Here is a 26,850-nt window from a genome sequence, read left to right on the forward strand (position 1 = left end):
AGGCTGCTATGAGAGATCTGACCGGATTTCGAAAAGGCATCGTCAGAATTCGGGTTCAGGGAGAACAGACAGAGCGCTTTCTTAATCTCTGCAAAGCCCGTAAAATAAAAATTTCAAGTCTGGATCGAACCGGGGAACAAAGCCTGGAGGGAGATTTTGGAATACAGGATTTTTTGCGGCTTTCACCGATTCGCAGAAAAACAGGTGTAAAAATACATATTCTTGAAAAACATGGACTGCCCTTCTTTTTTTACCGAAGTAAAAAGAGAAAGGCTTTTTTTATCGGTATCTTTGTTTGTGCGTTGCTTTTGCTGGGATTATCGGGGCGAATCTGGGAAATTGATGTGTCAGGAAATGCGCGGAACAGTACACAGGAGATATTGGATTTTCTTAAGGAGGAGGGTATTGTGCATGGGATGCAGCGGAGTAAGATCAGCTGCAATGCTATTGCTGCGACAATCAGGGAAAATTATAATGATATTACGTGGGTGTCGGTCAGAATAGAAGGAACGCGGCTTGTGCTTACAGTCAAGGAGGGAGTTTTTACAGAGGCAGTGGAGAAGGAGAAAAATACTCCCTGTAATCTGACCGCAGATCAGAATGGTGTGATTGTCCGTATGATCACGCGGGCAGGATATCCGAAACTTCATGTCGGTGAGGAATGCCATATCGGAGATGTGCTGGTTTCCGGCTGTCTGGAGCTGAAAAATGACAGTCAGGAAGTGGTAAGATACGAAGGTGTTCATGCTGATGCTGATATTTATATAAAGAGAAAAAAGGCTTATTATCGGGAAATTCCTCTGCAATACCAGTCAGAGGAATATGATGGAAGGGAACGAAAAAGCTATTTTTTTAAAACAGGAAATACTTATCTGGAATTTGGAAAAAGTGCCGAAAAAAACTGGCAGAACACTGTCGAGGAGCAGATTCTCCGGCTGACAGACAGTTTTCGGCTGCCGTTCACAGTGGGTAAAATCACCCGGAAATACTACGAAACAGTGCCCAGAGAATACACGGAAAAAGAGGTTCGCGCGCTTGCGTGGCGCACTTTACAGCTTTACGAGGAAAAATTAATTGAAAAAGGGGTTCAAATATCTGCAAATAATGTTAAAATAGAGGTTGACCACAAGACCTGTATAAGCAAGGGTTTTCTGGAAATTATAGAAAAAATCGGAAGGGAGACTCCTGTAGAAATACCGGAGCAGCCTGCAGAAAGGACAACAGAGGATGGCGAACAGCATTATTGAGCTATATACGCAGGTTCCTGCAGATCTGGAGGGAAACGTGTTCGGACAATTTGACGAACACCTGAAACTGATTGAACGGACACTGAATGTCACACTGATCTCAAGGGATGGGATGTTGAAGATTCTCGGTACAGAGCAGAGTGCCACTCAGGCAAAAAAACTGATAGAAGAACTGGTGGGGCTTGCCGGAAAGGGCAACACCATTACGAGACAGAATGTAAGTTACGGATTATCACTTGCGATGGAAGAACGTAACCAGATACTTACAGAGATAGATAAAGATTTTATCTGCAATACGATACAGGGACGTCCTATTAAGCCGAAGACTTTAGGACAAAAGGATTATGTAGAGCAGATCCGCAAAAAAATGATCGTCTTTGGTATCGGACCGGCGGGAACCGGTAAGACATACCTTGCAATGGCGATGGCAGTCACTGCATTTCGAAATGAAGAGGTCAGCCGTATCATTCTGACACGACCGGCAATCGAAGCAGGTGAAAAGCTTGGCTTCCTGCCCGGTGATCTGCAGAGTAAGGTGGATCCATATCTTCGTCCGCTGTATGATGCACTGTATCAGATTATGGGTGCAGACAGCTTTGCAAAAAACATGGAGCGTGGACTGATCGAGGTCGCACCGCTTGCCTATATGAGAGGACGTACACTGGATAATGCCTTTATCATTCTGGATGAGGCGCAGAATACGACACCGGCACAGATGAAGATGTTTCTGACACGTATCGGTTTTGGCTCAAAAGTTGTCGTGACCGGTGATGCTTCACAGAAAGACCTTCCGCGTGATGCAGTATCCGGTCTTGATGTAGCGGCAAAAGTACTCAAAAAGATTGATGACATCGGCTTTTGCCAGCTTACCAGCAAGGATGTTGTGAGACATCCGCTTGTGCAGCAGATCGTCCAGGCTTATGACGATTATGAAAAGAAACAGAAACCATCCCGCGCTACGGGAAGTACAAAGACAGTCCGGAGGAAAAAGAATGACCATACAGATTGATTATGAAGCAGAACGAAAACTTGACATAGATTACGAGACACTGGCATCAAAAGTAGCTGAGCATATCCTTGAGACAGAACATTGCCCGTATGATGTCTGCGTAAACCTTGTGATCACGGACAATGAAGAGATTAAGCGTGTGAATACAGAATTCCGCTCAATCGGAGCGCCGACGGATGTGCTTTCTTTCCCGATGATCCCGTTTGAGACACCGGCAGATTATTCAGTTATTGAAGGTGATGACAGTTATTTTGATCTCGATACAGAAGAACTGATTCTTGGCGATGTGATGATTTCCGTAGACAAGGTTTATGCACAGGCAGAAGAATACGGACATAGTACCGAAAGAGAGTTCAGCTTTCTTTTTGCACACAGCATGCTTCATCTTCTCGGATATGACCATATGGAACCGGACGAGGCAGCAGTGATGGAGGCGAAACAGGCAAAAGCACTGGAAGATCTGGGAATCACCAGATAAACAGATTAATATACTGGAGAATAGATAACATGAATTACCGTGAATTACTGAAAGACAAAAAACGTATCGTGGTCAAGGTTGGCTCTTCGTCCCTTATCCACAAAGAAACCAACAAACTGGATCTTCGCAAGCTGGAGGTTCTTGTCCGTGAATTAAGCGATCTTCACAATCAGGGCAAAGATGTCGTACTGGTCACTTCCGGTGCGGTGGCAGTCGGCGCATCTGCGTTCGGAATGCATGAAAAGCCCGTGGAATTAAAGAAAAAACAGGCCTGCTCTGCAGTCGGACAGGCACGTCTGATGATGATCTATCAGAAACTTTTTTCAGAATATAATCAGATGGCGGCACAGATTCTGATGACCAAAAACACAATGGTCAATAATCTGAACCGCATAAATGCCCGAAATACATTTGAAGAACTGCTTGAACTCGGGGCAATTCCTGTTGTCAATGAAAACGACTCGATTTCAAGTTATGAGCTGGAAATGCTGGAATCTTTCGGTGATAACGATACACTGTCAGCAGTGATCGCAGGACTGATCGGTGCGGATCTTCTGATCCTGCTTTCAGACATTGACGGTCTCTTTACCGATGACCCGAACACCAATCCGGATGCAGAGTTTATTGATACCGTGGAGAAACTGGATGACCGTCTGCTCAGCATGGGCAAAGGTCCGAAGAGTAAGGTCGGAACCGGCGGTATGGCGACGAAGCTGACTGCTGCCGAGATTGCGACATCCGCGGGAGCAGATATGATCATTGCCAACGGCAGAGATTTCCATGTCATCCACAAGATCATCGAAGGCAGAAAATACGGTACTTTGTTTGCCGGTAACAAAAAAGAAGAATTTTATCTGATCGACTATATAGAAAAGCTTCTCTAGGAGGAAACCGATATGATGGACAATGAAAAAATCGACCGCATCAACACACTTGCGCATAAGGCAAAGAGTGTAGGTCTTACAGAAGAAGAAAAGAAAGAACAGGCAGAACTCAGGAAAGAATATCTGGCGGCTGTACGTCAGAATCTGCAAGCACAGCTCAACAACATCGATGTCAAAGAAAAAGATGGTTCAGTTACAAATCTGGGTGAAAAATATGGAAGAAAAAAAGCAAATTAGAAAACAGATATTTGCAGCGCGAAAAGCACATACCGATGTACAGATCGAAGAATGGAGCCGGATGATCGCAGATCGGGTGATCACACTTCCAGAATATAAGGATGCGAAGCGTATTCTTGCCTATGCAGATTATAACCATGAAGTTATGACCGGTTTTATCATCGAAGCGGCATGGCGGGATGGTAAGGAAGTTGCCGTACCGAAGGTAGTCGGTCAGGATATGGTGTTTTATAAACTAACAGATTTTGCACAGCTTGAAAAGGGCTACTTCGGGATTCCGGAGCCGGCAGGAGGCGAGATTGTTCAGTGGGAAGATGCCATGATGGTCATGCCGGGGGTGGCTTTTGACAGAGAAAATCACCGGGTCGGTTATGGCGGTGGCTTTTATGACCGCTTCCTTGAAAAACATCCTTGTATCAGACGTGTGGCAGTGGCATTTGAATTTCAGATGCTTCCGGAAGTACCGACAGAACCCACGGATATTTCACCGGAGATCATTGTTACAGAAAAATCAGCTTATCATCTTAAATAAACGGGCAGAAGCCCCGGGGAGGTCATGCAATGAATAAAATGCTGTTAGAACTTGGAATAAACGCAAAAGAAGCAGAAAATACCATGCGCACGATCACGACAGACCAGAAGAATCAGGTGCTTGCGGCGGTTGCCGGTCATCTGGTCGAATCGACAGACAAATTACTGGAAGCGAATGCAGTCGATGTGGCGAATGCGAAGCAGAACCACATGCCGGAAGGTCTGGTAGATCGTCTTATGTTGAGCCCGGAGAGAATCGAAGGCATGGCAGAAGGACTCAGACAGCTAGTGGCGCTTGAAGATCCGATCGGTGAAGTCACCGGTATGAAAAAACGTCCGAATGGACTCCTTATCGGGCAGAAACGTGTGCCGCTCGGTGTGGTCGGTATTATTTATGAGGCGCGTCCAAATGTGACAGCCGATGCATTTGGCCTCTGTTTTAAAACAGGCAATGTGGTGATCCTGAAAGGCGGTAGTGACGCAATCCATTCTAATGCAGCAATTGTGGACTGTATCCGTGAATCTCTGAAAGCATGCGGTGTTACGGAAAATGCGATTCAGCTTATTGCAGATACTTCCAGAGAGACCGCAGCAGAATTTATGAAAATGAATGAGTATGTGGATGTACTTATTCCGAGAGGCGGTAAGGGCCTGATCAAAGCGGTCGTGAACCAGAGTACGATTCCGGTAATTGAGACCGGTACGGGAAACTGTCATATTTATGTAGATGAGAGTGCAGATCTGGATATGGCAGTAAATATTATTCTTAATGCCAAGACACAGCGTGTTGGTGTCTGCAATGCGTGTGAATCACTTCTGGTACATGGCAATATTAAGGAAAAACTTCTTCCGGTACTTGCAAAGAAGCTGAAAGAAAAGCATGTGGAAATGCGTGCAGATAAAGAAGCACATGAACTGATGCCGGGTTCTGTAGATGCCACAGAAGAAGACTGGGGCACAGAATATCTGGATTACATACTGTCAATCAAAGTGGTGTATTCTGTAGACGAGGCAATTGCGCATATCAACCGTTATAACACAGGACACTCTGAGGCTATCATCACCAATGATTATACCAATGCCCAGAAGTTCCTTGATGAAGTGGATGCGGCGGCAGTATATGTAAATGCCTCTACGAGATTTACTGACGGATTTGAGTTCGGTTATGGTGCAGAGATCGGCATCAGTACCCAGAAGCTTCACGCCAGAGGACCTATGGGACTGCTTGCCCTGACGACAACGAAATATATCATCTATGGAAACGGACAGATTCGCAGGTAATATTGGACAAAAGAGCGCATGTGTTGATTTGACATTTAAAGTGTGCGTGTGTATAATTAGTTACAGCTTACAGACTCATAATGGAGGAACATTAAATTGAGACGAAAACAGTTATTTGCAATAATTCTTGCAGGGGCACTTGCAGCAGGAAGCGCTCCGGCAGCAGTATTTGCCGCTGAGAGCGATATGGCAGCCATGTCAGAAGAAGGCACCGGTGATGCCGGTTTCGAAGAAGCAGGAAGCGAAGACGGAAGCAGCGATGCAGAAACACCTGTAACAGATGGCGGAGATGCAGCAACAGATGAGACCCCGGCGGATAATACAACGACAGATGAACCACCGGCGGATAATACAACGACAGATGAACCCCCGGCGGCGGATAATACAACGACAGATGAGACTCCGGCGACAGGAGATGCCGCTGCGGATGCGACACCGACAGAAGAGGCTCAGACACAGGAGCAGACTGACGAAAATAAAGAAGTGGATAAGCAGGAAGGCGAGACTCCGACGGAGACAGCAGGGATTGTACTTGCTGATGCCGAAGGCAATCAGATTCTGGATCAGGATGGTAAAGCAATGTCCTATACAACTTTAGAGGAAGCCGTTGCCGGTGCAGAAGCTTATTCAGCAGCAAATCCGGATGCAGCAGTATATATTCAGCTTACAGAATCTATTGAACTTGATAAAACAATTACAGTGAGTGGAAAAGTGAATATTCGTGCTGCGAAAGACGGAGTTACAATTTCCAGAAAAGAAGATGGTACTTTTACAGGAACTATGTTCTCTGTAAGTGGAGAAGGTAGCTGGCTTCAGTTATTTGCAGATGGTACCCCAGATTCGACTCTTACAGTTTCCGGTAAGTGCTCAGAAGATGGCGCTGTACCTGCAGATGGGGCAATTGTAGATATTTCAGACAGTGCAAAATTTGGGTTAAACCCGAATGTAACGCTGACAGAAAATGATTATGAGGCAGGTGGTGCTGCAATTAATTGCAACACCGGTACAATCGTTTTTACCGGTGGTAAGGTTACCGGTAATACAGTTGGTGATAAAGGTGCAGTATACAGTAATAAAGATGTGTCTGTGGAAGGTGATGTAAGTGTTACCGGAAATAACGGAAACAAGAACATAACTCTGGACGGTTCTGCAAAACTGATTGTTACAGGAGCATTGACTGGTAAATCTTCATTCAGTCATAAAGGCGAAAAAGCAGGCCTGGAAGTAATTAAGGCTGGAAAAGATGCGTCTGGAAAAGATGTCTCAAAAGATGTCTTTACAGCAGCTGTAAAAAATATCAGCTACGAAAACTCATCAAAATATGAATATTCTACAGCTTCAAATGGTCTTTCTGTTTCTCTGAAAGAGGTAAAGAAGGATCCGGAGCCGGAGAAGCCGGCAAATTATACACTGTCTTATAAAACAGGCTCATTAAAATGGCTCAGCCATACCTCTGTACAGGCAAAATATTCAGTTACAGGAGACTGTGAGTGGACATATTTCTTTGTAGATGCTACGGCAGATAGTGCAACAATTAATTCGACATACAAAGCAATGAAGAGCAAGCTTAAATTTACAGCTGTAAAAGCCAATACGGAATTTACTGTAGTTGCGGAAAATGTCCCGGAAACAGCGCCCAGGTTTATCGTTCTTACAAGAAGAAATTCAAGTGACACGAAACCTAAGGCAATTTCGTGTAGCCTAGCAACGGCAAAAATGAAAAAAGCGCGTCCGACAGAACCAAAGGAAGATGACAATAATAACAATAACACTCAGACAGCCCGTACCCATACAGTAACAGATGGTGCAAGGGTAGAAGGTCTGGATGGAGAAATCAAGTTCTTTTCTAAGAGATATGTTTCATTCACTGCGATTGGTGCAGGAACGGAGGACAGTGCACCATATGTAAAAGGTGATGTGAGATGGATTCCTGTATATTGGAAATTCCCGGGCAGTGACAGCACTCATACTACATGGAGCATAGGTGGCAAAAACGGAAAGGGTATTCAGCCGTCAAACGGAGCTTCTACACAGGATTTTACGATTCAGATCTACTGTGAGAAACAGATTCATAATGGAACTACATGGCAGGATACCGATGTAGTGGAGTATTTTACGAAAAAATTCACTATAGCCAGCTACACAGATGAAGAAGAACAGCAGTGGCTGAAGGATAATGGCTATATAACAGATGACACAGACGGCGACAATGATGGCAGTGGCGATGGCAGTGGCAATGGCAGCGGAGCTGGCGGTACAGATGCAGAACTGACTGCAACGGCAGCAGCATCTGCAAAAGATGCAGGCTCCAAATCCAAATCTGCAGTATCTACAGCCGACGAATCCCCGATCGGCACAATGTCTGTACTCGCAGCACTTTCACTTCTTGCAGGCGGTTATGTAGTAGTCCGCAAACGCAAAAAAGAAGAAATCTGATTTTACATAAGAAATATTTTTAAGAGGCAGGTCTTTTGACCTGTCTCTTTTCATATACTGATAGAGGAACAAATAACTTTTTTCATACATAGCAGGAATGAAGATATGATCAAAACAAACAACACACTCTGTACATATGAAGAACTTTATTACGAAATGTGGGAAACGGCAGGACGCTACAGCAGGATTACACGCTTTCAGGTGATCGGAAGTTCTCATGATGAACGACTGATACCGGCAGTATGGGTGGGAAATGGCACTCAGACAGTCTTTTGTATCGCCGGAATGATCGGCACAGACAGATATATGCCGGGTTATCTGGTGGAGATGATGAAAGAATACACAAGAGCCTGGGAATGTGGCTGGAAGCTTGAAGAGATCTATGATCTCAGAGATTTATTTGAAAAGTGGACAATCTGTTTTGTTCCGCTTCTGAATCCGGATGGCTATGAAATTTATGAGAATGATTTCTTTGCCATACGTAATCCCATCTATCGGCAGATGCTACGTATGCAGGAAGTCTCCTGCAAAGAATTTACCGGCAATGCGCGGGGAACAGAACTCAGAAAAAATTTTCCTACCGGTTATTACCGAAGAAAGCAGATCCACCAGCAGCCTGCAAGTGAAAATGAAACAAAAGCGCTGGTAAGAATGTTTCAGGATGATCCGGGTCGGGGACTCCTTTCCTTTGGATATGCCGGCAAAAGAATCGTTTATTTTCGGCAGCCACAGGCATTCAGCGCAAACCAGAAATCATACCGTATGGCAAGACATCTGCAAAAATGCAGTGCATCCGACATGGACAAAAAGAATTTCCATCTCGAAGATGTGGAACCTGCAGGCCGTCAGGGGTATGGTTCTCCTGAACAATTTTACGCAGAAATTTGCCATCAGCCGGCGTTTCGTATTGAAGTGCCCTGTGAAAATGCTGCGCATGATACTTCGATTGAAAAACAGACAGAATACAGAGAAATCCATACACTGCCGCTGGAATATATTTTTTCACTGTAATCGGAAGTACAAATCGATGGTATAGAGGAGATAACGCTTGCACAAGCCCTGAAATTACGGTATGATTATAAGATGCAATTAATTAATTTACCATTATAAATGATTATTATAACGAAGGAGTCAGTACGAAATGACAAACGAATCCTCTAAAGAGAAAAATATTACAAGCGCAGAAGAAACCCTGCGCCAGCGTTCATTTATAGAACTTGCACAGGCATTAACCGCACAGAAATCCAATGCGGCAGGCCGTCCGCTTACCTATTGCCTGACAACATTCGGATGCCAGATGAATGAAAAGCAGTCTGAGGCCGTAGCGGGAATTATGGACGAAATCGGATATGTACGACAGGATAATGAAGAGGCAGATGTGGTCTTGTACAATACCTGTACTGTCCGCGAGAATGCAAACCTCAAAGTATACGGAAGACTTGGCCATCTGCATAGTCTGAAAGACCGCAATCCGGATATGAAGATTATTCTTTTTGGCTGTATGATGCAGGAACAGCATGTGGTTGACAAGATCAGGAAGTCTTATCCATTTGTAGACCTTGTATTCGGAACACACAACATCTTTAAATTTGCAGAGCTTTTCTATGAGATGCTGCAGTCGGATCAGCAGATCATCAATATCTGGGAAGGAACAGACCAGATCGTAGAAGATCTTCCGACAGAACGTAATTATACATTTAAGTCAGGTGTTAATATCATGTTTGGCTGCAACAATTTCTGCAGTTACTGTATTGTACCATACGTACGCGGACGTGAGAGAAGCCGTGAACCGGAAGCAATCGTAAAAGAGGTAAAACGTCTGGTTGCAGATGGTGTCTCAGAGGTCATGCTTCTCGGACAGAACGTAAACTCTTATGGAAAAACACTGGAACATCCGGTTACATTCGCACAGCTTCTGGAAATGCTGGAAGATGTGGAAGGCCTGAAGCGTATCCGCTTTATGACTTCTCATCCGAAGGATCTTTCTGATGAACTGATCGAAACAATGGCAAAAAGTAAAAAAATCTGTCATCATCTTCATTTGCCGCTTCAGTCCGGAAGCAGCCGTATCCTGAAGATCATGAACAGACGCTACGATAAGGAAAAATATCTGGATCTGGTCGAAAAGATCCGCAAGGCAATCCCGGATATTTCCCTGACTACAGATATCATTGTTGGTTTCCCGGGAGAGACTGAAGAGGATTTTCAGGAAACTCTGGATGTTGTGGCAAAATGTGGTTATGATACTGCATTTACGTTCCTTTATTCAAAGAGAAGTGACACACCTGCTGCTGCTATGGAGAATCAGGTTCCGCAGGATGTGGCGAAAGAGCGTTTCAACCGTCTTCTTGCACTGGTACAGAAGGAGGGTCGTACACGTTCTTCCAGATTTGAAGGTTCCATCCAGGAAGTACTGGTAGAGGAAGAAAGCAAAGAAAAAGGAATTTTTACAGGAAGAACCGAATATAATCTTCTTGTACATTTCCCGGGCAGTGCCGATCTTCTTGGTAAGTATGTCAAAGTCAGCCTTGATGAGTGTCACGGCTTCTATTACATGGGCTCTCTTGTCGAAGAATAAGGGCAGATTTGACAGCTTTGGAGGAATGTGGTACTGTAACGGAGAAGAAAGTAGTGTATTTATACATGCTCAGGAGGAAAATTATTATGAGAAAAAGAAATGCAAAAACAACAGTTAAGTCAACAGAAGCAATTGCTGAAACAGCAGCAAAAGTAAAAGAGACTGTAAAAACAGCAGCCAAAAAAGTTGAGGCTTCCGCACCGGCTGAGAAGACAGCAGAGGTTGTAAAGGAAGTTGTAAACAAAGCACCGGAAGTTGTTCAGAAAGCAGAAAAAACAGTTAAGACTGCTACAAAGACAGCAACCAAGACTGTTCGCAAAGCAGCTGGCGTAAGAGTAAAAGAAGTATCTCTTGAAATCTTCGAAACAAACGTTTCTATGAAAGACGTAGAGAAAGCAGTCAAAAAAGCAGTTGCAGATAAAGGATTGACAGGAGATGTCAGCATCTACATTAACGCTGAGAGACGTGCTGCATACTACACAGTAAATCAGGAAGGTTCTGACGAATACAAAGTAGACCTTGGAAATTTATAATTTATGAAGCTGTATCTTGCTCCACTTGAGGGAATCACGAATCATATTTATCGTAAAGCTCTTTATGAATGTTTCGGAGGTTTTGATAAATATTTCATTCCTTTTATCAGGGCAAAACAGAACCTGAATTTCAGCGGCAGAGAAAAAAAAGACATTGATCCGGAAAACAATCAGGGAATGTATGCGGTTCCGCAGATCCTGACCAGAAATGCAGAGGATTTTCTGCATACGGCGTCGCAGCTCGCCGGGCTCGGTTATCGGGAAATTAATCTGAATCTTGGGTGTCCGTCAAAGACAGTAGTTACGAAAGGCTGTGGTGCGGGTTTTCTTGAGAGACCGGATGAACTGGAACGTTTTCTTGATTATATTTTTGCAAATACCGATTTGAAAATATCCATAAAGACGCGACTGGGTATGGATGATGCGGAGGAATTTGAAGATTTACTGGAAATTTATAATCGCTTTCCACTGGAAGAACTGATCGTTCATCCGAGAGTTCAGAAAGACTTTTATAAAAATATTCCGAATCTGGAAGCTTTTGAACATGCAGTTCAAAAGAGTAAAAATCCGCTTTGCTACAATGGGGATATTTTTTCGGCAGAAGATTTTGCAAAAGTGCAGGAACGCTTTTCGTCTGTAGATTGTTTTATGATGGGACGCGGTGTACTGGCGTTGCCTTCTCTTGCAAGAGAGATCCGAGGCGGAAAGGCTGCTGATAAAGAGGAGATACGTAAGTTTCACGATATTGTATATCATACATACTGTCAGGAAGTATCCGGAGACAGAAATGTCCTTTTCAAAATGAAAGAACTCTGGTTTTATCTGGCACCGATGTTTACTGACAGCAAAAAATATGTTAAAAAGATCAAAAAAAGTGAAAAATGTGCGGTGTATGAATGTGCGGTGAACGAATTGTTCGCAAATTGTCCGTTCAATATTACAGCCGGACAGTAAAAGAAAAGGAAAGGGAATACGTTAAAGTGTCCCTTTCCTTTCGTGCTTCTTTGTATTAATAGAAAGCAATTATTCTTCTGCATAGTCGCCGTTATCAGAGGATGTGGTGTCATCTGTGCCGGTGTTATCCGGTTCGTAATAGGTGAATCCGTCACCGCCATCGTCGGTGCTGTCAGGATAATCGTAATCACCCGGCTGTGAAATACCCTCATCAACTACGTTATCACCGGAACCGTCATCATAATTGTTGTCAGTGGATGAATCGATATTGGAATTGTCCGTGTCAGAAGTATCCGTGCCGGTATCTGAACTGGTATCTGAACTGTTATCATAAGACGGGTCATAACTGTCGGAATTATCCGAAGAATCGTCATAATCATAATTGCTGTCCTGAGTATAAATCGGAAATCCGGCATCTTCTTCCTGTGAGGAACGGATCGCCTCAGCTTCTGCTGCTGTCTCTGGTGCTTCTGTAACCGTGGCACGGGCTTTGGCAGCTACGACAGCGTCCTTTGGTACTACTGCATAAATAGCAAACATGGCGCAGGAAAAAACGAGCGCCATCATGGCAATGTGTATTTCGTCTCTGTATTTCATAGATATCCCTCTTTGCTTATGTGTTTGATCTTTTCATAGTATATCATGTCCTGAGCTGTTTTTGTAAAGAAAATTCTACCACAATTGCAATATTTTGCGTTCCATTGTAAAATAGGACTATTCCAGGAAAGTGAAAGAAAAAAATGAGTGATAAAGTTGTTATCTGCCTCGAAAAAGGCGGACAGAGAGATATGGCGGAAGCCTTTGCCAGACGCACAGGCTATCGCATTGCAGAAAAACAGGGAGAATATCTGACAGTTCTTTTCAGTGCAAAAGGAGTGTCTCTGACAGGTTTCGGACTGACTTATCAGGGTGATTTTGAAAATATGCTTCATCGTGTCACGAATGGCAGACTGCAGCATGAAATGCTGGTTCGTGCGGCCAAGTCGGAGAAACCCGGTCGTAAGGCAATTGATGCGACAGCCGGTATGGGTGAAGATGCATTCCTTCTGGCAGCGCAGGGTTATGAGGTTACATTGTATGAACAGAATCCGGTGATCGCGGCACTTCTGAAGGATGCACTGCGCCGTGCGAAGAAACATATGGTTTTAAAAGACATTGCGGCCCGAATGAAACTGATTGAGGGCAACAGCGTAGAATGCCTGGCGAAACAGCTTGATTCGGTAGATGTGATCTATCTCGATCCGATGTTCCCGGCAAGACAGAAATCCAGCCTGATCAATAAAAAACTTCAGCTGATCCAGAAGCTTGAGCCGCCGTGCTCCGAAGAGACGGATCTGTTCGATGCGGCAATCAGGGCAAATCCGGAAAAAATTATTGTAAAAAGGCCGTTGAAGAGTGAATTCCTCGCCGGCAGAAAACCATCCTACACCTTAAACGGAAAGGCAATCCGGTATGACTGCTACACTTTATAGAAATTTTCTCATCACCGCACCTTGAACCCCCTGTTTATTTATGTTAAAATTAAAAAGTTTCAAAAATACAACTAACAACTACCTGACCATGTTTCACACAGTTTTCCAAATGATCATTACTGTGAAAAGACATGGTCATACTTAAGATAAAGAGGTATATAGCCTCACATTAAAAGGAGATTACAAACACAATGGCAATGAGTCCGATGATGCAGGAATACTGCAAAACAAAGGAAAAATATAAGGATTGTGTGCTTTTTTACAGGCTGGGTGACTTTTATGAAATGTTCTTTGACGATGCGCTTCTTGTATCTAAAGAACTGGAACTGACACTGACCGGAAAGGACTGCGGACTGGAAGAACGTGCGCCGATGTGCGGTATTCCGTTCCATGCATCCGAAGTGTATATTAAACGACTGATCGAAAAAGGGCATAAGGTTGCAATCTGTGAACAGGTCGAAGACCCGAAGAAAGCAAAGGGACTTGTAAAGCGTGAAGTCATCCGTGTGGTAACACCGGGAACAACGCTGGATGCCACATCACTGGATGAATCCAAAAACAACTATCTGATGTCGATCGTTTCACTCGAAGACCATTTTGGCTGTGCCATTGCAGATATTACGACTGGTGACTGTTTCCTCACTGAGGTAGACAGACCACAGAAACTGCTTGACGAGATCAACAAATTCGTTCCGGCAGAAATTATCTGTAATGACGCCTTTTTTATGAGCGGAGTTGATACAGAAGATTTAAAAGAACGCCTGAGAATCTGCATCTTTCCGCTGGATAACTGGTATTTTGATGACAGCCTCTGCCAGCGTACTCTGAAAGAACATTTTCATGTAAATACACTGGAAGGACTGGGACTGCAGGATTATGACAGCGGCGTGATCGCAGCAGGTGCTTTGTTCCAGTATCTCAACGAGACGCAAAAAACAGCGCTGTCACATATGGCAACGATCCACCCGTATACCGCAGATAAATTTATGCTGATCGACAGTTCTACAAGACGAAATCTTGAACTTGTAGAAACACTTCGCGAAAAACAGAAACGTGGATCTCTTCTGTGGGTTCTGGATAAGACAAAGACTGCGATGGGCGCCCGTACACTGCGTGGTTATGTAGAGCAGCCACTGATCGATGCCCAGGAGATCAACCGGAGGCTGGCAGCAGTTGAGGAACTGACACAAAAACCGATGCTCCGCGAAGAAATCAGAGAATACTTAAATCCTGTCTATGATCTTGAGCGACTGGTCAGCCGTATCAGCTATCAGTCCGCAAATCCGAGAGATATGGTTTCTTTTGCATCTTCGCTTGAAATGCTTCCGTTTATTCGTCAGATCCTGAAAGATTTCGAAGCGCCTGTCCTGAAGCAGATCTATGAAGATATGGATCCGCTGGAAGATGTGACGGATCTGATCAAACGTGCGATTGTAGAAGATCCGCCGCTTGCACAGAAAGACGGAGGTATCATTCGGGAGGGCTTTAATGCGGATGTTGATAAATACCGTCGTTCCCGTACAGACGGTAAGAAATGGCTGGCGGAACTTGAAGCAAGAGAAAAAGAACGTACCGGTATCAAGAACCTCAAGATCAAATATAATCGTGTATTCGGCTATTCTCTGGAAGTGACAAATTCATTCAAAGACCAGGTTCCGGACAACTATGTTCGTAAACAGACCCTGGCAAATGCAGAACGTTATATTACACAGGAACTGAAAGACCTGGAAGATCTGATCCTTGGTGCGGAAGACCGTCTCTATGCCCTGGAATATGAACTGTTTGCAGATGTAAGAGAAAAGGTCGGTCAGGAAGTTGTACGTATCCAGAAGACTGCAAAAGCAGTTGCGGCACTCGATGTATTTGCTTCACTTGCACTTGTGGCAGAACGCAACAATTTCGTGAAACCAAAGATCAACGAAAATGGTGTCCTTGACATCAAAGGCGGACGCCATCCGGTCGTTGAGCAGATGATTGAAAATGACATGTTCATTGCGAACGATACATATCTGGACAACCAGAAAAAGCGTGTTTCTGTTATTACGGGACCGAATATGGCTGGTAAATCTACTTACATGCGCCAGACGGCACTGATCGTTCTGATGGCACAGATCGGAAGTTTTGTTCCGGCAGAAAAAGCAAATATCGGTATCGTGGATCGTATCTTTACCCGTGTGGGTGCGTCTGATGATCTTGCAAGCGGTCAGAGTACTTTTATGGTAGAGATGACAGAGGTTGCAAATATTCTCCGTAATGCTACTGCAAAGAGCCTTCTGATCCTCGATGAGATCGGACGTGGTACAAGTACATTTGACGGACTTGCCATCGCCTGGGCAGTGATCGAACATATCAGCAATACAAAGCTTTGCGGCGCGAAGACTCTTTTTGCGACACACTATCACGAACTGACCGAGCTGGAAGGCAAGATTCCGGGAGTGAATAATTACTGTATTGCAGTCAAAGAAAAGGGCGACGATATTGTTTTTCTTCGAAAGATTGTCAAAGGCGGTGCTGACAAGAGTTATGGTATTCAGGTTGCCAAGCTGGCAGGTGTTCCGGATTCTGTTATCAGCCGCGCAAAAGAGCTGGTAGAGGAACTGAGCGACGCGGACATTACAGCTGCCGTTAAGGATCTGACCGCTCCGAAGAAAAAACAGAAAATCATGTATGATCAGGTAGACATGGCACAGATGTCACTTTTTGACACCGTGCAGGACAATGATATCGTAGATGAAATCCGTGATCTTGATATGACACATCTGACACCGATGGAAGCTATGAATATTTTATATAATTTACAGAACAAGATCAAAAATCGCTGGTAAAAGGGCAGGGTGAGGTGCTTTGAAAAAAATTGCAGTTTTAGATCAGAACACAATTGACAAGATTGCTGCCGGAGAGGTAGTGGAGCGTCCATCTTCGGTTGTAAAAGAACTGGTAGAGAATGCCATAGATGCCGGAGCAACGGCTGTGACTGTGGAGATCACAGATGGCGGAAAAAAGCTGATCCGTATCACAGATAATGGATCTGGAATGGAATCTGAGCAGATTCCGCTTGCATTTTTGCGTCATGCGACAAGTAAAATTGAAAAGGTCGAAGATTTGGAGCACATTGCATCGCTGGGCTTCCGTGGGGAGGCACTTTCCAGTATTGCAGCTGTTTCACAGGTAGAACTGATCACAAAAACTCCTTCAGATATCAGCGGTTCCCGTTATGTGATTGAAGGTGGGAAGGAAATTGCGCTGGAAGAGCTCGGAGCGCCGGAAGGAACGACGTTTCTTGTGCGAAATCTTTTTTATAATACACCGGCGAGAAGTAAATTCCTGAAATCAGATATGACAGAAGCAAATTATATCCATACACTGATGGAACAGCTTGCCCTGTCCCACCCGGAGATTTCGTTTAAATATATTCAGAACAAACAGGTCAAACTGCATACATCCGGAAATTACAGTGTGAAAGATGTAATATACAGCGTGTATGGCAGGGAAATTGCAAAAGCTCTTCTGGATGTAAACTATGAAAATTCTTTTATGAAAGTAGAAGGATTTGTAGGAAAACCGGAGATTGCCAGAGGAAACCGCAGTTTTGAGAATTATTATATCAATGGCCGTTATGTAAAAAACAATATCATCACAAAGGCTATTGAAAATGCATACAGAGGCTTTCTGATGCAACATAAATTTCCATTTGTTTCGCTGCGCATGGAGATGGAGGGAAATGATCTCGATGTCAACGTACACCCGGCGAAAAGAGAGGTACGCTTTGCCAGAGAACAGGAAGTTTATGATGCAGTGTATGATATGGTACGCAGTGCACTGACCAGAAGGGAAATGATACCGAAAGTATCTGTAGACAGTACTCCTGCAAAAACAGAAACAAAAGAAGAAAAAATCACCCGTGCTGCGGTACCGGAACCGTTTGAAACGAAACGCCGTGAAGAAATGTACCCGAACACGGTGAGAAAGCCAGAAGTACAGGCAAATTTAAATCCAAAACCGGAAGTACAGGCAAATTTAAATCCAAAGCCTGAAGCAAGGGATGGCTTAAATGAAAGAACGGAAATACGAAAGCCTCTTTCACAGAGTACCCCATCCAAAACACTTGTCAGTGAACCGGCAGCAGAATACAGACCTGCATTCTCTAAGGCAGAGGAAGAAATGTTCAGTGGTACACTTCGTGAAAACCAGAAACTGGATGAAGAGAAGAAGCTGACAGAATTAAAGCCGACAGAAGAGCCGGAAAAGAAACAGGCGCCTCCGCAGCAGCTGGAGCTTTTTGAAGAGAAACTTCTTGCACCGGAATCCAGAAGCCGTATCCGCGTAATCGGACAGATTTTTGATACTTACTGGCTGGTGCAGTTTGAAGATAATTTTTATATCATCGATCAGCACGCGGCACACGAAAAAGTATATTACGAGCGTATGGTGAAACAGTTCCGTGAACATTCCATCGATTCGCAGTATCTGAGTCCGCCGATGATCGTTACTTTAAGTATGCAGGAAGAAGAAGTACTGAATTCAAATAAAGACTATTTTGAACAATTCGGTTTTGAAATTGAGAATTTCGGTGGGCGTGAGTATCGTATCAGCGCCGTTCCGTCGAACCTTTATGGGTTGACGGAGGAAGATCTGTTTCTGGAGATGCTTGACAATCTTTCTGGTAACAACAGCACAGACGCGTTGGATATTTTTGCATCAAAACTTGCTACTATGGCATGCAAAGCAGCAGTAAAAGGCAATCATGCGATGTCTTTTGAAGAAGCGGAAAAGCTGATCGACGAGCTTCTGACACTGGATAATCCGTATCATTGTCCGCACGGACGTCCGACAATCATTGCGATGACGCGCACAGAACTGGAAAAGAAATTTAAAAGAATTGTATAAAAATACAGGAGCAGTTATGAAAAGACCTTTAATTGTCCTTACCGGACCGACGGCAGTGGGAAAAACAAGCCTGTCTATTTCACTTGCAAAGGCGGTGAACGGGGAAATTATTTCTGCGGATTCCATGCAGGTATATAAAAGAATGGATATCGGCTCGGCAAAAATCCGTAAGGAAGAAATGCAGGGCGTGGAGCATTATCTGGTGGATGTACTTGAACCGGAAGAGGAATTTCATATTGTGAAATTTCAGGAGATGGCAAAAGCTGCCATGGAAGAAATCTATGCAAAAGGAAAAGTACCGATTCTTGTCGGCGGAACTGGATTTTATATTCAGGCAGTAACAAGAGATATTGATTTTACAGAGGCGCAGCAGGAAAATACCTACCGTGCCGAACTGGAAAAGCTGGCAGAAGAAAAAGGTGCCGAGTATCTTCATGAGCGTCTTCGCGAGGTCGATCCGGCGAGTGCAGAGTCGATTCATGCCAATAATGTCAAACGTGTGATCAGGGCACTGGAATTTTATCATCAAAACGGAACACCGATTTCTGAACATAATGAAGAACAGAAAAAACAGGTAAGCCCATATAATCTTGCCTATTTTGTGCTGAATGCTCCACGTGAAATTTTATATGAGAGAATTGACAGGCGCGTGGATCAGATGCTGGAAGAAGGTCTGGTAAAAGAAGTCGAAGAGCTTAAGCGAGAAGGCTGCCATCGTGGAATGGTTTCCATGCAGGGACTTGGTTATAAGGAAATCCTTGCGTATCTGGAAGGAGAATATCCGCTGGAAGAAGCAGTGCGCATTCTGAAACGCGACACCAGACATTTTGCGAAGCGGCAGCTTACCTGGTTCCGAAGAGAGTCTGATGTGATCTGGGTAGATAAAGAGAAATTTGACTGGGATGAAAAAGAAATCCTGAAATATATGAAACACATTTGTGAGGAAAGGAAGATCGTTTAGTATGAAAGAACTTTATGAACAGCTTGGGATTTCTTCTCAGGTATATGATTTTGGGGCAGAGATCGAAGAATCGCTGAAGGAACGTTTTGAGCAGTTTGATAAAACAGCAGAATACAATCAGCTTAAAGTGCTGATGGCAATGCAGAAAAATAAAGTAAGCGCAGAGTGTTTTCAGTCTTCTTCCGGTTATGGATATGATGATTTTGGAAGAGATACCCTGGAGAAAGTCTATGCGGACACCTTCCATACAGAAGCCTGTCTGATCCGTTCACAGATTACCTGTGGTACACATGCACTTGCAATTGCACTTTTTGGAAATCTCCGTCCGGGTGATGAACTTCTTGCACCGGCAGGAAAACCATATGATACTCTGGAAGAGGTAATTGGAATCCGTCCATCCAGAGGTTCTCTTGCAGAATATGGTGTAACCTACAGACAGGTTGATCTGAAAGAAGACGGAACATTCGATTATGATGCGATTCGTGCAGCTATCAATGAAAAAACAAAACTTGTCGAAATTCAGCGTTCAAAAGGTTATCAGACAAGACCGTCATATTCTGTAAAACAGATTGGAGAACTGATCTCTTTTGTCAAGAGTATCAAGCCGGATGTGATCTGTATGGTTGACAACTGCTACGGAGAATTTGTAGATACAGTAGAACCGAGTGATGTAGGTGCAGACATGATCGTTGGTTCTCTGATCAAAAATCCGGGAGGCGGACTTGCACCGATCGGTGGTTATATTGCAGGAACAAAAGAATGCGTGGAAAATGCAGCAACACGTATGACCTGTCCTGGACTTGGCATGGAAGTCGGAGCATCTCTTGGTGTAAATCGCTCTTTCTATCAGGGATTTTTCCTTGCGCCAATGGTGACGAAGGGCGCGTTAAAGGGTGCTGTGTTTGCAGCAAATATTTATGAAAAACTTGGTTTCCCGGTTGTTCCGAACGGAAGTGAACCACGTCAGGATATCATTCAGGCAGTGACTTTGGGTACGCCGGAAGGGCTGATTGCATTCTGCAAGGGCATTCAGGCAGCGGCACCGGTAGACAGCTATGTAGATCCGGAACCGTGGGATATGCCGGGATATGACAGTCAGGTAATCATGGCGGCAGGTGCTTTTGTGCAGGGATCTTCAATCGAACTTTCTGCAGACGGTCCGGTCAAACCGCCATATGCAGTTTATTTCCAGGGCGGACTCACATGGGAACATGCAAAACTCGGTGTACTGATGTCTTTACAGAAACTTGTTGACGCAAAGATTGTGACACTTCCCTGATCAGGGAAAAAGGGAGAAAGTATGAGTGAAAATCTGCAGGTGATCGTGATTGGCGGCGGCGCATCCGGACTGACTGCAGCAGTTGTGGCGGCACAGAATGGTGCAACAGTAACTGTTCTTGAACAGAACGAAAATCCGGGCCGTAAGATCTGCGTGACCGGAAACGGCCGCTGCAATCTGACCAACAAAAATATGCAGCCGGAGATTTTTCGGGGAGAACATCCGGAAATTGTGCAAAGCGTCCTGAAACAGTTTTCCATGGAAGATACGCTGGAGTTTTTTGGACAGATAGGTGTGGCTTTTGTCGACCGCAATGGTTGGGTATATCCCAGAAGCAATCAGGCAAAATGTATCCCGGAATTGATGGTTCAAAAAGCACATTCTCTGAAAGTAAAAATCAAAACAAGAGAAAAAGTGAAGGACATTTATAAGGAAAACGGCAGATGGAAAGTCCGGACAGAAGGATGGATTTATGAATGCGACAGGGTGATACTGGCGAATGGTTCCAGTGCATCACAGGTTCCTGGTTCTGACGGAAGCGGATATGCAATCGCGGAGAACCTCGGACATCGGATCATCAGACCACTGCCGGCTCTTACAGGACTGCGCTGCAGGGGAAATGCTTTTTCTGCCTGGGCAGGCGTGCGTACGGAGGGTGAAGTGACCCTGCTTCTGGATGGAAAGCCGTTTTGTAAAGAACGGGGCGAACTTCAGCTTACGGATTATGGCATTTCGGGAATTCCGGTCTTTCAGCTAAGCAGATATGCAGTCCGTGCATTGGCAGAAGGCAAAATAGCAGAACTTTCTGTTAATTTTTTCCCGGAGTATACGACGGAAGAACTGACAAAACTGCTGGATAAACGCCGAGAACTTTGTCCGTATCAGTCGGCAGTGGAACTCCTTGTAGGACTCTTGCCGGATAAACTGATCCGTGCTTTCCGCAAACAAAAGGATCTGATTCAGACGCTGACTTCATACAGACTGACGGTCAAAGAAAGCACTGGACTGGAACAGGCCCAGGTTTGCTCCGGTGGTGTTGACACAACTCAGGTAAATACAGAAACACTTGAATCACATATTCATAAAGGGCTTTATTTTGCAGGAGAACTTCTGGATATTGATGGTCCGTGCGGTGGCTATAATCTGCAGTGGGCATGGTCAAGCGGCGCGGTAGCCGGCTTACACAGTGCGAGGGAGAAGTTATGATACGTATTACACAGTTAAAACTTCCTGTTGATCACAGGCAGGAGCAGTTACGAAAAAAAATAGCCAGAATTCTGAAATGCGGGGAAGATACTTTTTCTTATGAAATCGTACGTCAGTCATTGGATGCCCGCCATAAAGACGATAAAAAATTTGTCTATACAGTAGACGTGAGTACTCCGGCAGAAAAGAAGCTGCTTCGCAAAAACAGAGATAAAAATGTGACTTTCTTTGAGAAAAAAGAATATTGTTTCCCGAAATCGGGCGAAGAGATTCTGAAGAATCCTCCGGTAGTTGTCGGAAGCGGACCGGCAGGTCTTTTCTGTGCATGGTATCTGGCAAGAGCGGGTTATCGGCCGCTGGTACTGGAGCGCGGACAGGAAGCGCAGAAGCGTAAGGAAACGGTTGATCGTTTCTGGAAAGACGGGATTCTTGATCCGGAGTCCAATGTACAGTTTGGAGAAGGCGGCGCAGGAACGTTTTCTGATGGAAAGCTGAATACGCTGGTAAAAGATCCGAACGGACGTAATCATGAAGTGCTGAAACGTTTTGTGGAGGCGGGAGCACCGCAGGAAATCGTATATCAGCAGAAACCGCACCTCGGAACGGATGTGCTGATTGGGATTGTTGAGACCATGCGTCATCAGATTGAAGAAATGGGCGGGGCGTTCCGTTTTGAATCAAAAGTAACAGACCTTTGTATGGAAAAAGGACGGCTTTGTGCTGTGGAAATAAATGACAAAGAAAAAATACCGGCAGAAGTCTGTGTACTTGCACTTGGACACAGTGCCCGTGATACTTTTTCCATGCTGCACAGACGTGGAATCTTTATGCAGCCGAAATCATTTGCAGTAGGGCTTCGTATGGAGCATCCGCAGAAGATGATCAATATGGATCTTTATGGTGAAGAAGAAAACAAAGTGCTGGGAGCAGCCAGCTATAAGGTGACGTATACCTGTGAGAATGGCAGAGGCATTTATTCGTTCTGCATGTGTCCGGGAGGTTATGTAGTCAATGCATCCTCAGAAGCGGGTATGCTTGCAGTCAACGGGATGAGTTATCAGGCACGTGACAGCAAAAATGCCAACAGTGCGCTGATCGTTACTGTTTCACCGGAGGATTTTCCGGAGCAGGGGGCTCTTGGAGGTATTGCTTTTCAGAGGAATCTGGAAAAGGCAGCATGGGAACTTGGAAAAGGCAGAATCCCGGTACAGCTTTTCGGAGATTTCAAAGAACACAGGAAAAGTATGAAATTTGGCGAGGTTATGCCACAGATGAAAGGGGCATATGTCCTTGCAGATGTACGTTCGATTCTTCCGAAAGTAATTGGAGATTCCATCGAAGAAGGTGTGACTGCATTCGGCAGAAAAATAAAAGGTTTCGACCGTCCGGATGCACTTTTAAGCGGCATCGAAAGCCGTACATCCTCGCCTGTGCGTATTGTGCGGGACAAACAGGGATGTGCAAATATCGAGGGAATTTACCCCTGCGGCGAAGGCGCAGGATATGCGGGAGGTATTACTTCTGCGGCTATGGACGGGATAAAAATCGCTGAGTTCATATGTGAAAAATTTAAGAATTTCTAGGAGGGAGTGTACATCTCCCTCTTTTTATGCTAAAATAATCTTTGATTCTTTTGGGAATCTGTCACAGAGAGCGGACAGGTAAATCAAATGAACCATACGATCAAAGAAATGCCGGAATCACAGAGACCTTATGAGAAATGCATACGGGAAGGTGAAGGCTCTTTAAGTGACAGCGAACTTCTGGCAGTGATACTTCGGACAGGGACCAGAGGAAGTAATTCACTGACTCTGGCAAATGATATTTTAAAACACATGGAGCAGTCTTCTTATCCGGGACTTCCGGGGATTATTCACAGTTCATTGCCTGAACTGCGCAGGATTCATGGAATAGGTGTCGTCAAGGCAGTACAGCTTAAATGCATTGGGGAACTGTCAAAGCGAATCGCCAGTGAGGCCGCAAGGTCTATGCTGGATTTTAAAAATCCGGATTCGATCGCAGCGTATTATATGGAACAGCTTCGCCATCAGGAGCAGGAAGTGATGATCTGCATGATGCTGGATAATCAGAACCATCTGCTTGGTGATACAGTGCTGTCTAAAGGAACCGTCAATGCGACGCTGATCACTCCGAGGGAAGTCTTTTTGGAAGCTCTGCGTTATCATGCGGTCAACCTGATATTGATTCACAATCATCCGGGAGGAAATCCATCCCCCAGTGTATGCGACAGAGAAATTACGGAGAGGATCAGTCAGGCGGGTGAGATGCTTGGTATCTGTCTGCTGGATCATATTATCATCGGTGATCAGAGATACGTAAGTTTTAGAGAACAGGGATTGTTGGACGAATATCCGGTATGAAGGGATTGTTTTATGCTTTTAAGAAAAACATACGGAATAGATCTGGGAAGCAGCAGCATTAAAGTCTATTCCTTTTTTAAAAACAAAAGTTATATGGAAAAGAACATGCTTGCGTCAAAAGGACGCAGGATCATCGCCGTGGGCAATGAAGCGTACGATATGTTTGAAAAAGCACCTGCTGATATCGTAGTTAATTCGCCGATGGCTTTTGGTATGATTGCCAATCTGGAACTGCAGGAAATTGCACTGTACAGTATGATGAAAAAAATTGACCGTTTTCTCGGTATCGGTTCCGATATGTTTTTTTCGGTACCACTTGATATGACGGCTATCGAAAAAAGGGCATACTATCATGTGGCGAACGGACACTGGCTCCGTCAGAACAAAGTATATATGGTGGAAGCCCCGATCGCAGATGCGATTGCCATGGGAGTGGATCTTAATAAAAATGCGGGAAGCATGATTGTTAATATCGGCGCACAGAGCACGCAGTTTTCGGTCATTACTGACGGCAAGATCATCATTGCCAGGAAAATTCCGATCGGTGGCAGACAGATGAATGAAGCAATCTGCAATGAGATACGTAAGCGTTACAATCTTCAGATCGGTACGCGTACGGGAAAACGTTTGAAACTTGCGATGGGACGTTTGAACGACCAGCGCAAGGATGCGCGTAAAGTCGTTGGTATCGACGGAATATCCGGCCTTCCGAGAGAAGAAGTAATTTCCGGATATGTAGTCAATGCGGGAATCATGAATTGCGTCAACGATATTGCGGCAGAGATGAAGACATTTCTTGAGCGTATTCCGCCGCAGATTTCCTACCATATTGCCCGTGAGGGGATTTTTCTTACAGGCGGCAGTACAAAGATTCCATACATAGATAATTATCTTGCAAGTTACACCGGCTTTTCGTTTAAGCTTTCAGATCTTTACGAAAAGGCAACTGTCACAGGTCTGGAAAAAATCATCCGTGACCGTGACCTGATGAAGTGGGCTCAGCCCGTAAAACAACGTAAATTATGATCTTTTAGGGGTATGATACATGAAAAACCTGAAAAAAAAGTTTCAGTTTCGTCTACATTTAAAAAGTAAACATCTGCTTGTTATTATGACGCTTTTCTGCGGAAGTACCATTGTTGCTACGCTTGCTTCCGGGATTACGACAGTACCGTTTCAGGAGGCAGTGGGAACAATTGTAGTTCCTTTTGAAAAAAGCATTAATACGATTGGTGTATGGCTTACTGATCTCCATAAGGCATTCAAGGACAAACAGGATCTTGTAGATGCAAATGAGGAACTTCAGAATACAGTAGATACACTGACGGAGCAGAATAATATTCTGATTCAGAACCAGTCTGAGCTTACGCGGCTTCAGGAACTGTACAAGCTGGATGAGGAGTATTCCGATTATCCGAAGGTTGCGGCAAGAATCATTTCTAAAGATCCGGGCAACTGGTATGATACATTTATGATCAATAAGGGCAGCAAAGACGGAATACGTGTAGACAATAACGTTATTGCCGGAAAAGGCCTGGTTGGTATTGTCACAGAAGTCGGCAGTAACTGGGCAACTGTCCGTTCGATCATTGACGACAGTAGCAATGTAAGTGCAATGACTGTCGGTACCGATGATACCTGCGTAGTCGAAGGAGATCTGGAGCTGATCGATGAGGGTAAACTGCGTTTTACACAGCTCTATGATAAAGAAGATAAAGTAACAGCAGGAGAACGGGTTGTTACTTCAAATATCAGTGAGAAATATGTTGAAGGACTTTTTATCGGATATGTCAGTGAGATTTCACTGGATTCCAACAATTTGACAAAGACAGGTACACTTGTTACACCTGTTGATTTTCAGCATCTCAAAGATGTGTTTGTCATTACCGTAAATAAACAGGATTCCATAGAGGAAGGAGAACAGTGATGAGAAGCAAGATTGTGCTGCTTGTGACGACAGTTGTCTGTTTTCTGATTCAGTCGACTGTGTTGCATCTGATATCTATTGGTTCGATCACACCTAATCTGCTGCTGATTCTCTGTGTTTCCATGGGACTTATGCGGGGGCGTAAGGTGGGCTTATGGACAGGCTTTTTCAGCGGTCTTCTGATAGATCTGTTTTATGGATCTGTATTTGGTTTCTATGCACTGATCTATATGTATGTCGGCTTTTTCAGCGGTTACGCATTTCGTATTTATTATGATGATGACATTAAAGTGCCGATCATGCTGACAGTGATCATGGATACATTTTACAATCTTGCAGTATATGGACTGCAGTTTCTGCTTCGGGGAAGACTGGGACTGGGTACATATTTTACAAGAATCATCGTTCCGGAAGTTTTTTACACAGTGTTCCTTACTGTGATCGTGTATCGGATTTTTCACTATATTAACTATCATTTCATGAGCGCAACAAGGAAAGAAAGTGAGTCTATTTGGGTACTAAAATAAAAAAACTATTCAAAAAAATTCAGTTAAAGAGAACGTCTGTAC

Annotated in this window: 24 protein-coding genes; 23 read left to right on the forward strand and 1 reads right to left on the reverse strand. The window is 44.3% G+C overall.

The window, feature by feature from the left end; all coding sequences use genetic code 11:
- Positions 1–8: 8 nt before the first annotated feature.
- From BQ7344_RS01430 to BQ7344_RS01485, 12 genes are all read left to right on the forward strand, one after another.
- The gene (locus BQ7344_RS01430; RefSeq protein WP_072521109.1) at positions 9–1,247 is read left to right on the forward strand and encodes a sporulation protein YqfD; all 1,239 of its coding nucleotides are present in this window, start codon (positions 9–11) and stop codon (positions 1,245–1,247) included.
- Complete coding sequence (locus BQ7344_RS01435) at positions 1,228–2,256, forward strand: PhoH family protein (RefSeq protein ID WP_072521110.1); 1,029 nt, start codon at positions 1,228–1,230, stop codon at positions 2,254–2,256. The genes BQ7344_RS01430 and BQ7344_RS01435 overlap by 20 nt, the downstream gene beginning before the upstream one ends.
- A complete protein-coding gene (gene ybeY, locus BQ7344_RS01440) occupies positions 2,240–2,734 on the forward strand; it encodes an rRNA maturation RNase YbeY (protein WP_072521111.1) in 495 nt (164 codons plus the stop codon). The genes BQ7344_RS01435 and ybeY overlap by 17 nt, the downstream gene beginning before the upstream one ends.
- Before the next feature lie 29 nt (positions 2,735–2,763).
- A complete protein-coding gene (gene proB / locus BQ7344_RS01445) occupies positions 2,764–3,618 on the forward strand; it encodes a glutamate 5-kinase (RefSeq protein WP_072521112.1) in 855 nt (284 codons plus the stop codon).
- A 15-nt stretch (positions 3,619–3,633) separates the two neighbouring features.
- Positions 3,634–3,855, forward strand: a complete 222-nt coding sequence (locus BQ7344_RS01450; protein ID WP_072523315.1) for a DUF896 domain-containing protein — start codon at positions 3,634–3,636, stop codon at positions 3,853–3,855.
- Positions 3,833–4,387, forward strand: coding sequence for a 5-formyltetrahydrofolate cyclo-ligase (locus BQ7344_RS01455; RefSeq protein WP_072521113.1), 555 nt, complete (start codon positions 3,833–3,835; stop codon positions 4,385–4,387). Before BQ7344_RS01450 ends, BQ7344_RS01455 begins: the two co-directional genes overlap by 23 nt.
- Before the next feature lie 29 nt (positions 4,388–4,416).
- Positions 4,417–5,667 carry a glutamate-5-semialdehyde dehydrogenase gene (locus tag BQ7344_RS01460; protein WP_072521114.1) on the forward strand — a complete coding sequence of 417 codons (1,251 nt, stop codon included), beginning with the start codon at positions 4,417–4,419 and terminating at the stop codon, positions 5,665–5,667.
- A 96-nt stretch (positions 5,668–5,763) separates the two neighbouring features.
- Positions 5,764–8,103, forward strand: a complete 2,340-nt coding sequence (locus BQ7344_RS01465) for a hypothetical protein (protein ID WP_072521115.1) — start codon at positions 5,764–5,766, stop codon at positions 8,101–8,103.
- Between the two features lie 105 nt (positions 8,104–8,208).
- Positions 8,209–9,114, forward strand: coding sequence for a M14 family zinc carboxypeptidase (locus BQ7344_RS01470; protein ID WP_072521116.1), 906 nt, complete (start codon positions 8,209–8,211; stop codon positions 9,112–9,114).
- Positions 9,115–9,244: 130 nt separating this feature from the next.
- Positions 9,245–10,681 carry a tRNA (N6-isopentenyl adenosine(37)-C2)-methylthiotransferase MiaB gene (miaB, locus tag BQ7344_RS01475; protein WP_072521117.1) on the forward strand — a complete coding sequence of 479 codons (1,437 nt, stop codon included), beginning with the start codon at positions 9,245–9,247 and terminating at the stop codon, positions 10,679–10,681.
- 86 nt (positions 10,682–10,767) lie between these two features.
- Positions 10,768–11,214: a DUF6465 family protein gene (locus tag BQ7344_RS01480; RefSeq protein WP_072521118.1), complete on the forward strand. Its 447-nt coding sequence runs from the start codon at positions 10,768–10,770 to the stop codon at positions 11,212–11,214.
- Between the two features lie 3 nt (positions 11,215–11,217).
- On the forward strand, positions 11,218–12,168 hold the full coding sequence (locus tag BQ7344_RS01485) for a tRNA dihydrouridine synthase (RefSeq protein ID WP_072521119.1): 951 nt from the start codon (positions 11,218–11,220) through the stop codon (positions 12,166–12,168).
- A 69-nt stretch (positions 12,169–12,237) separates the two neighbouring features.
- Here the strand turns inward: BQ7344_RS01485 and BQ7344_RS01490 are convergent, their stop codons facing one another.
- Entirely contained in the window at positions 12,238–12,765 is a 528-nt protein-coding gene (locus BQ7344_RS01490; protein WP_072521120.1) for a hypothetical protein, read from the reverse strand.
- Between the two features lie 143 nt (positions 12,766–12,908).
- Between BQ7344_RS01490 and BQ7344_RS01495 the strand changes: the two genes are divergently transcribed.
- The 11 genes from BQ7344_RS01495 (at position 12,909) to mreD (ending at position 26,808) form a co-directional block, all read left to right on the forward strand.
- Positions 12,909–13,640 carry a class I SAM-dependent methyltransferase gene (locus BQ7344_RS01495; RefSeq protein WP_072521121.1) on the forward strand — a complete coding sequence of 244 codons (732 nt, stop codon included), beginning with the start codon at positions 12,909–12,911 and terminating at the stop codon, positions 13,638–13,640.
- Positions 13,641–13,831: 191 nt separating this feature from the next.
- Positions 13,832–16,465 carry a DNA mismatch repair protein MutS gene (mutS, locus tag BQ7344_RS01500; protein ID WP_235816013.1) on the forward strand — a complete coding sequence of 878 codons (2,634 nt, stop codon included), beginning with the start codon at positions 13,832–13,834 and terminating at the stop codon, positions 16,463–16,465.
- Between the two features lie 19 nt (positions 16,466–16,484).
- The gene (mutL, locus tag BQ7344_RS01505) at positions 16,485–18,527 is read left to right on the forward strand and encodes a DNA mismatch repair endonuclease MutL (RefSeq protein WP_072521122.1); all 2,043 of its coding nucleotides are present in this window, start codon (positions 16,485–16,487) and stop codon (positions 18,525–18,527) included.
- A gap of 16 nt (positions 18,528–18,543) precedes the next feature.
- Positions 18,544–19,488: a tRNA (adenosine(37)-N6)-dimethylallyltransferase MiaA gene (gene miaA, locus BQ7344_RS01510; protein WP_072521123.1), complete on the forward strand. Its 945-nt coding sequence runs from the start codon at positions 18,544–18,546 to the stop codon at positions 19,486–19,488.
- Between the two features lies 1 nt (position 19,489).
- A complete protein-coding gene (locus BQ7344_RS01515; RefSeq protein ID WP_015542738.1) occupies positions 19,490–20,767 on the forward strand; it encodes a methionine gamma-lyase family protein in 1,278 nt (425 codons plus the stop codon).
- Between the two features lie 21 nt (positions 20,768–20,788).
- The gene (locus tag BQ7344_RS01520; protein WP_072521124.1) at positions 20,789–21,973 is read left to right on the forward strand and encodes a BaiN/RdsA family NAD(P)/FAD-dependent oxidoreductase; all 1,185 of its coding nucleotides are present in this window, start codon (positions 20,789–20,791) and stop codon (positions 21,971–21,973) included.
- Positions 21,970–23,556, forward strand: a complete 1,587-nt coding sequence (locus BQ7344_RS01525; RefSeq protein WP_072521125.1) for an NAD(P)/FAD-dependent oxidoreductase — start codon at positions 21,970–21,972, stop codon at positions 23,554–23,556. Before BQ7344_RS01520 ends, BQ7344_RS01525 begins: the two co-directional genes overlap by 4 nt.
- An 87-nt stretch (positions 23,557–23,643) precedes the next feature.
- Positions 23,644–24,354: a RadC family protein gene (gene radC / locus BQ7344_RS01530; RefSeq protein ID WP_072521126.1), complete on the forward strand. Its 711-nt coding sequence runs from the start codon at positions 23,644–23,646 to the stop codon at positions 24,352–24,354.
- Positions 24,355–24,366: 12 nt separating this feature from the next.
- Entirely contained in the window at positions 24,367–25,380 is a 1,014-nt protein-coding gene (locus tag BQ7344_RS01535; protein ID WP_072521127.1) for a rod shape-determining protein, read from the forward strand.
- A gap of 19 nt (positions 25,381–25,399) precedes the next feature.
- Positions 25,400–26,281, forward strand: coding sequence for a rod shape-determining protein MreC (mreC, locus tag BQ7344_RS01540; protein ID WP_083585461.1), 882 nt, complete (start codon positions 25,400–25,402; stop codon positions 26,279–26,281).
- On the forward strand, positions 26,281–26,808 hold the full coding sequence (gene mreD, locus BQ7344_RS01545; protein ID WP_072521128.1) for a rod shape-determining protein MreD: 528 nt from the start codon (positions 26,281–26,283) through the stop codon (positions 26,806–26,808). The genes mreC and mreD overlap by 1 nt, the downstream gene beginning before the upstream one ends.
- Positions 26,809–26,850 lie beyond the last annotated feature (42 nt).

It is taken from the genome of Blautia sp. Marseille-P3087 (assembly GCF_900120195.1).
In the GTDB taxonomy this organism is placed as follows: domain Bacteria; phylum Bacillota; class Clostridia; order Lachnospirales; family Lachnospiraceae; genus Blautia_A.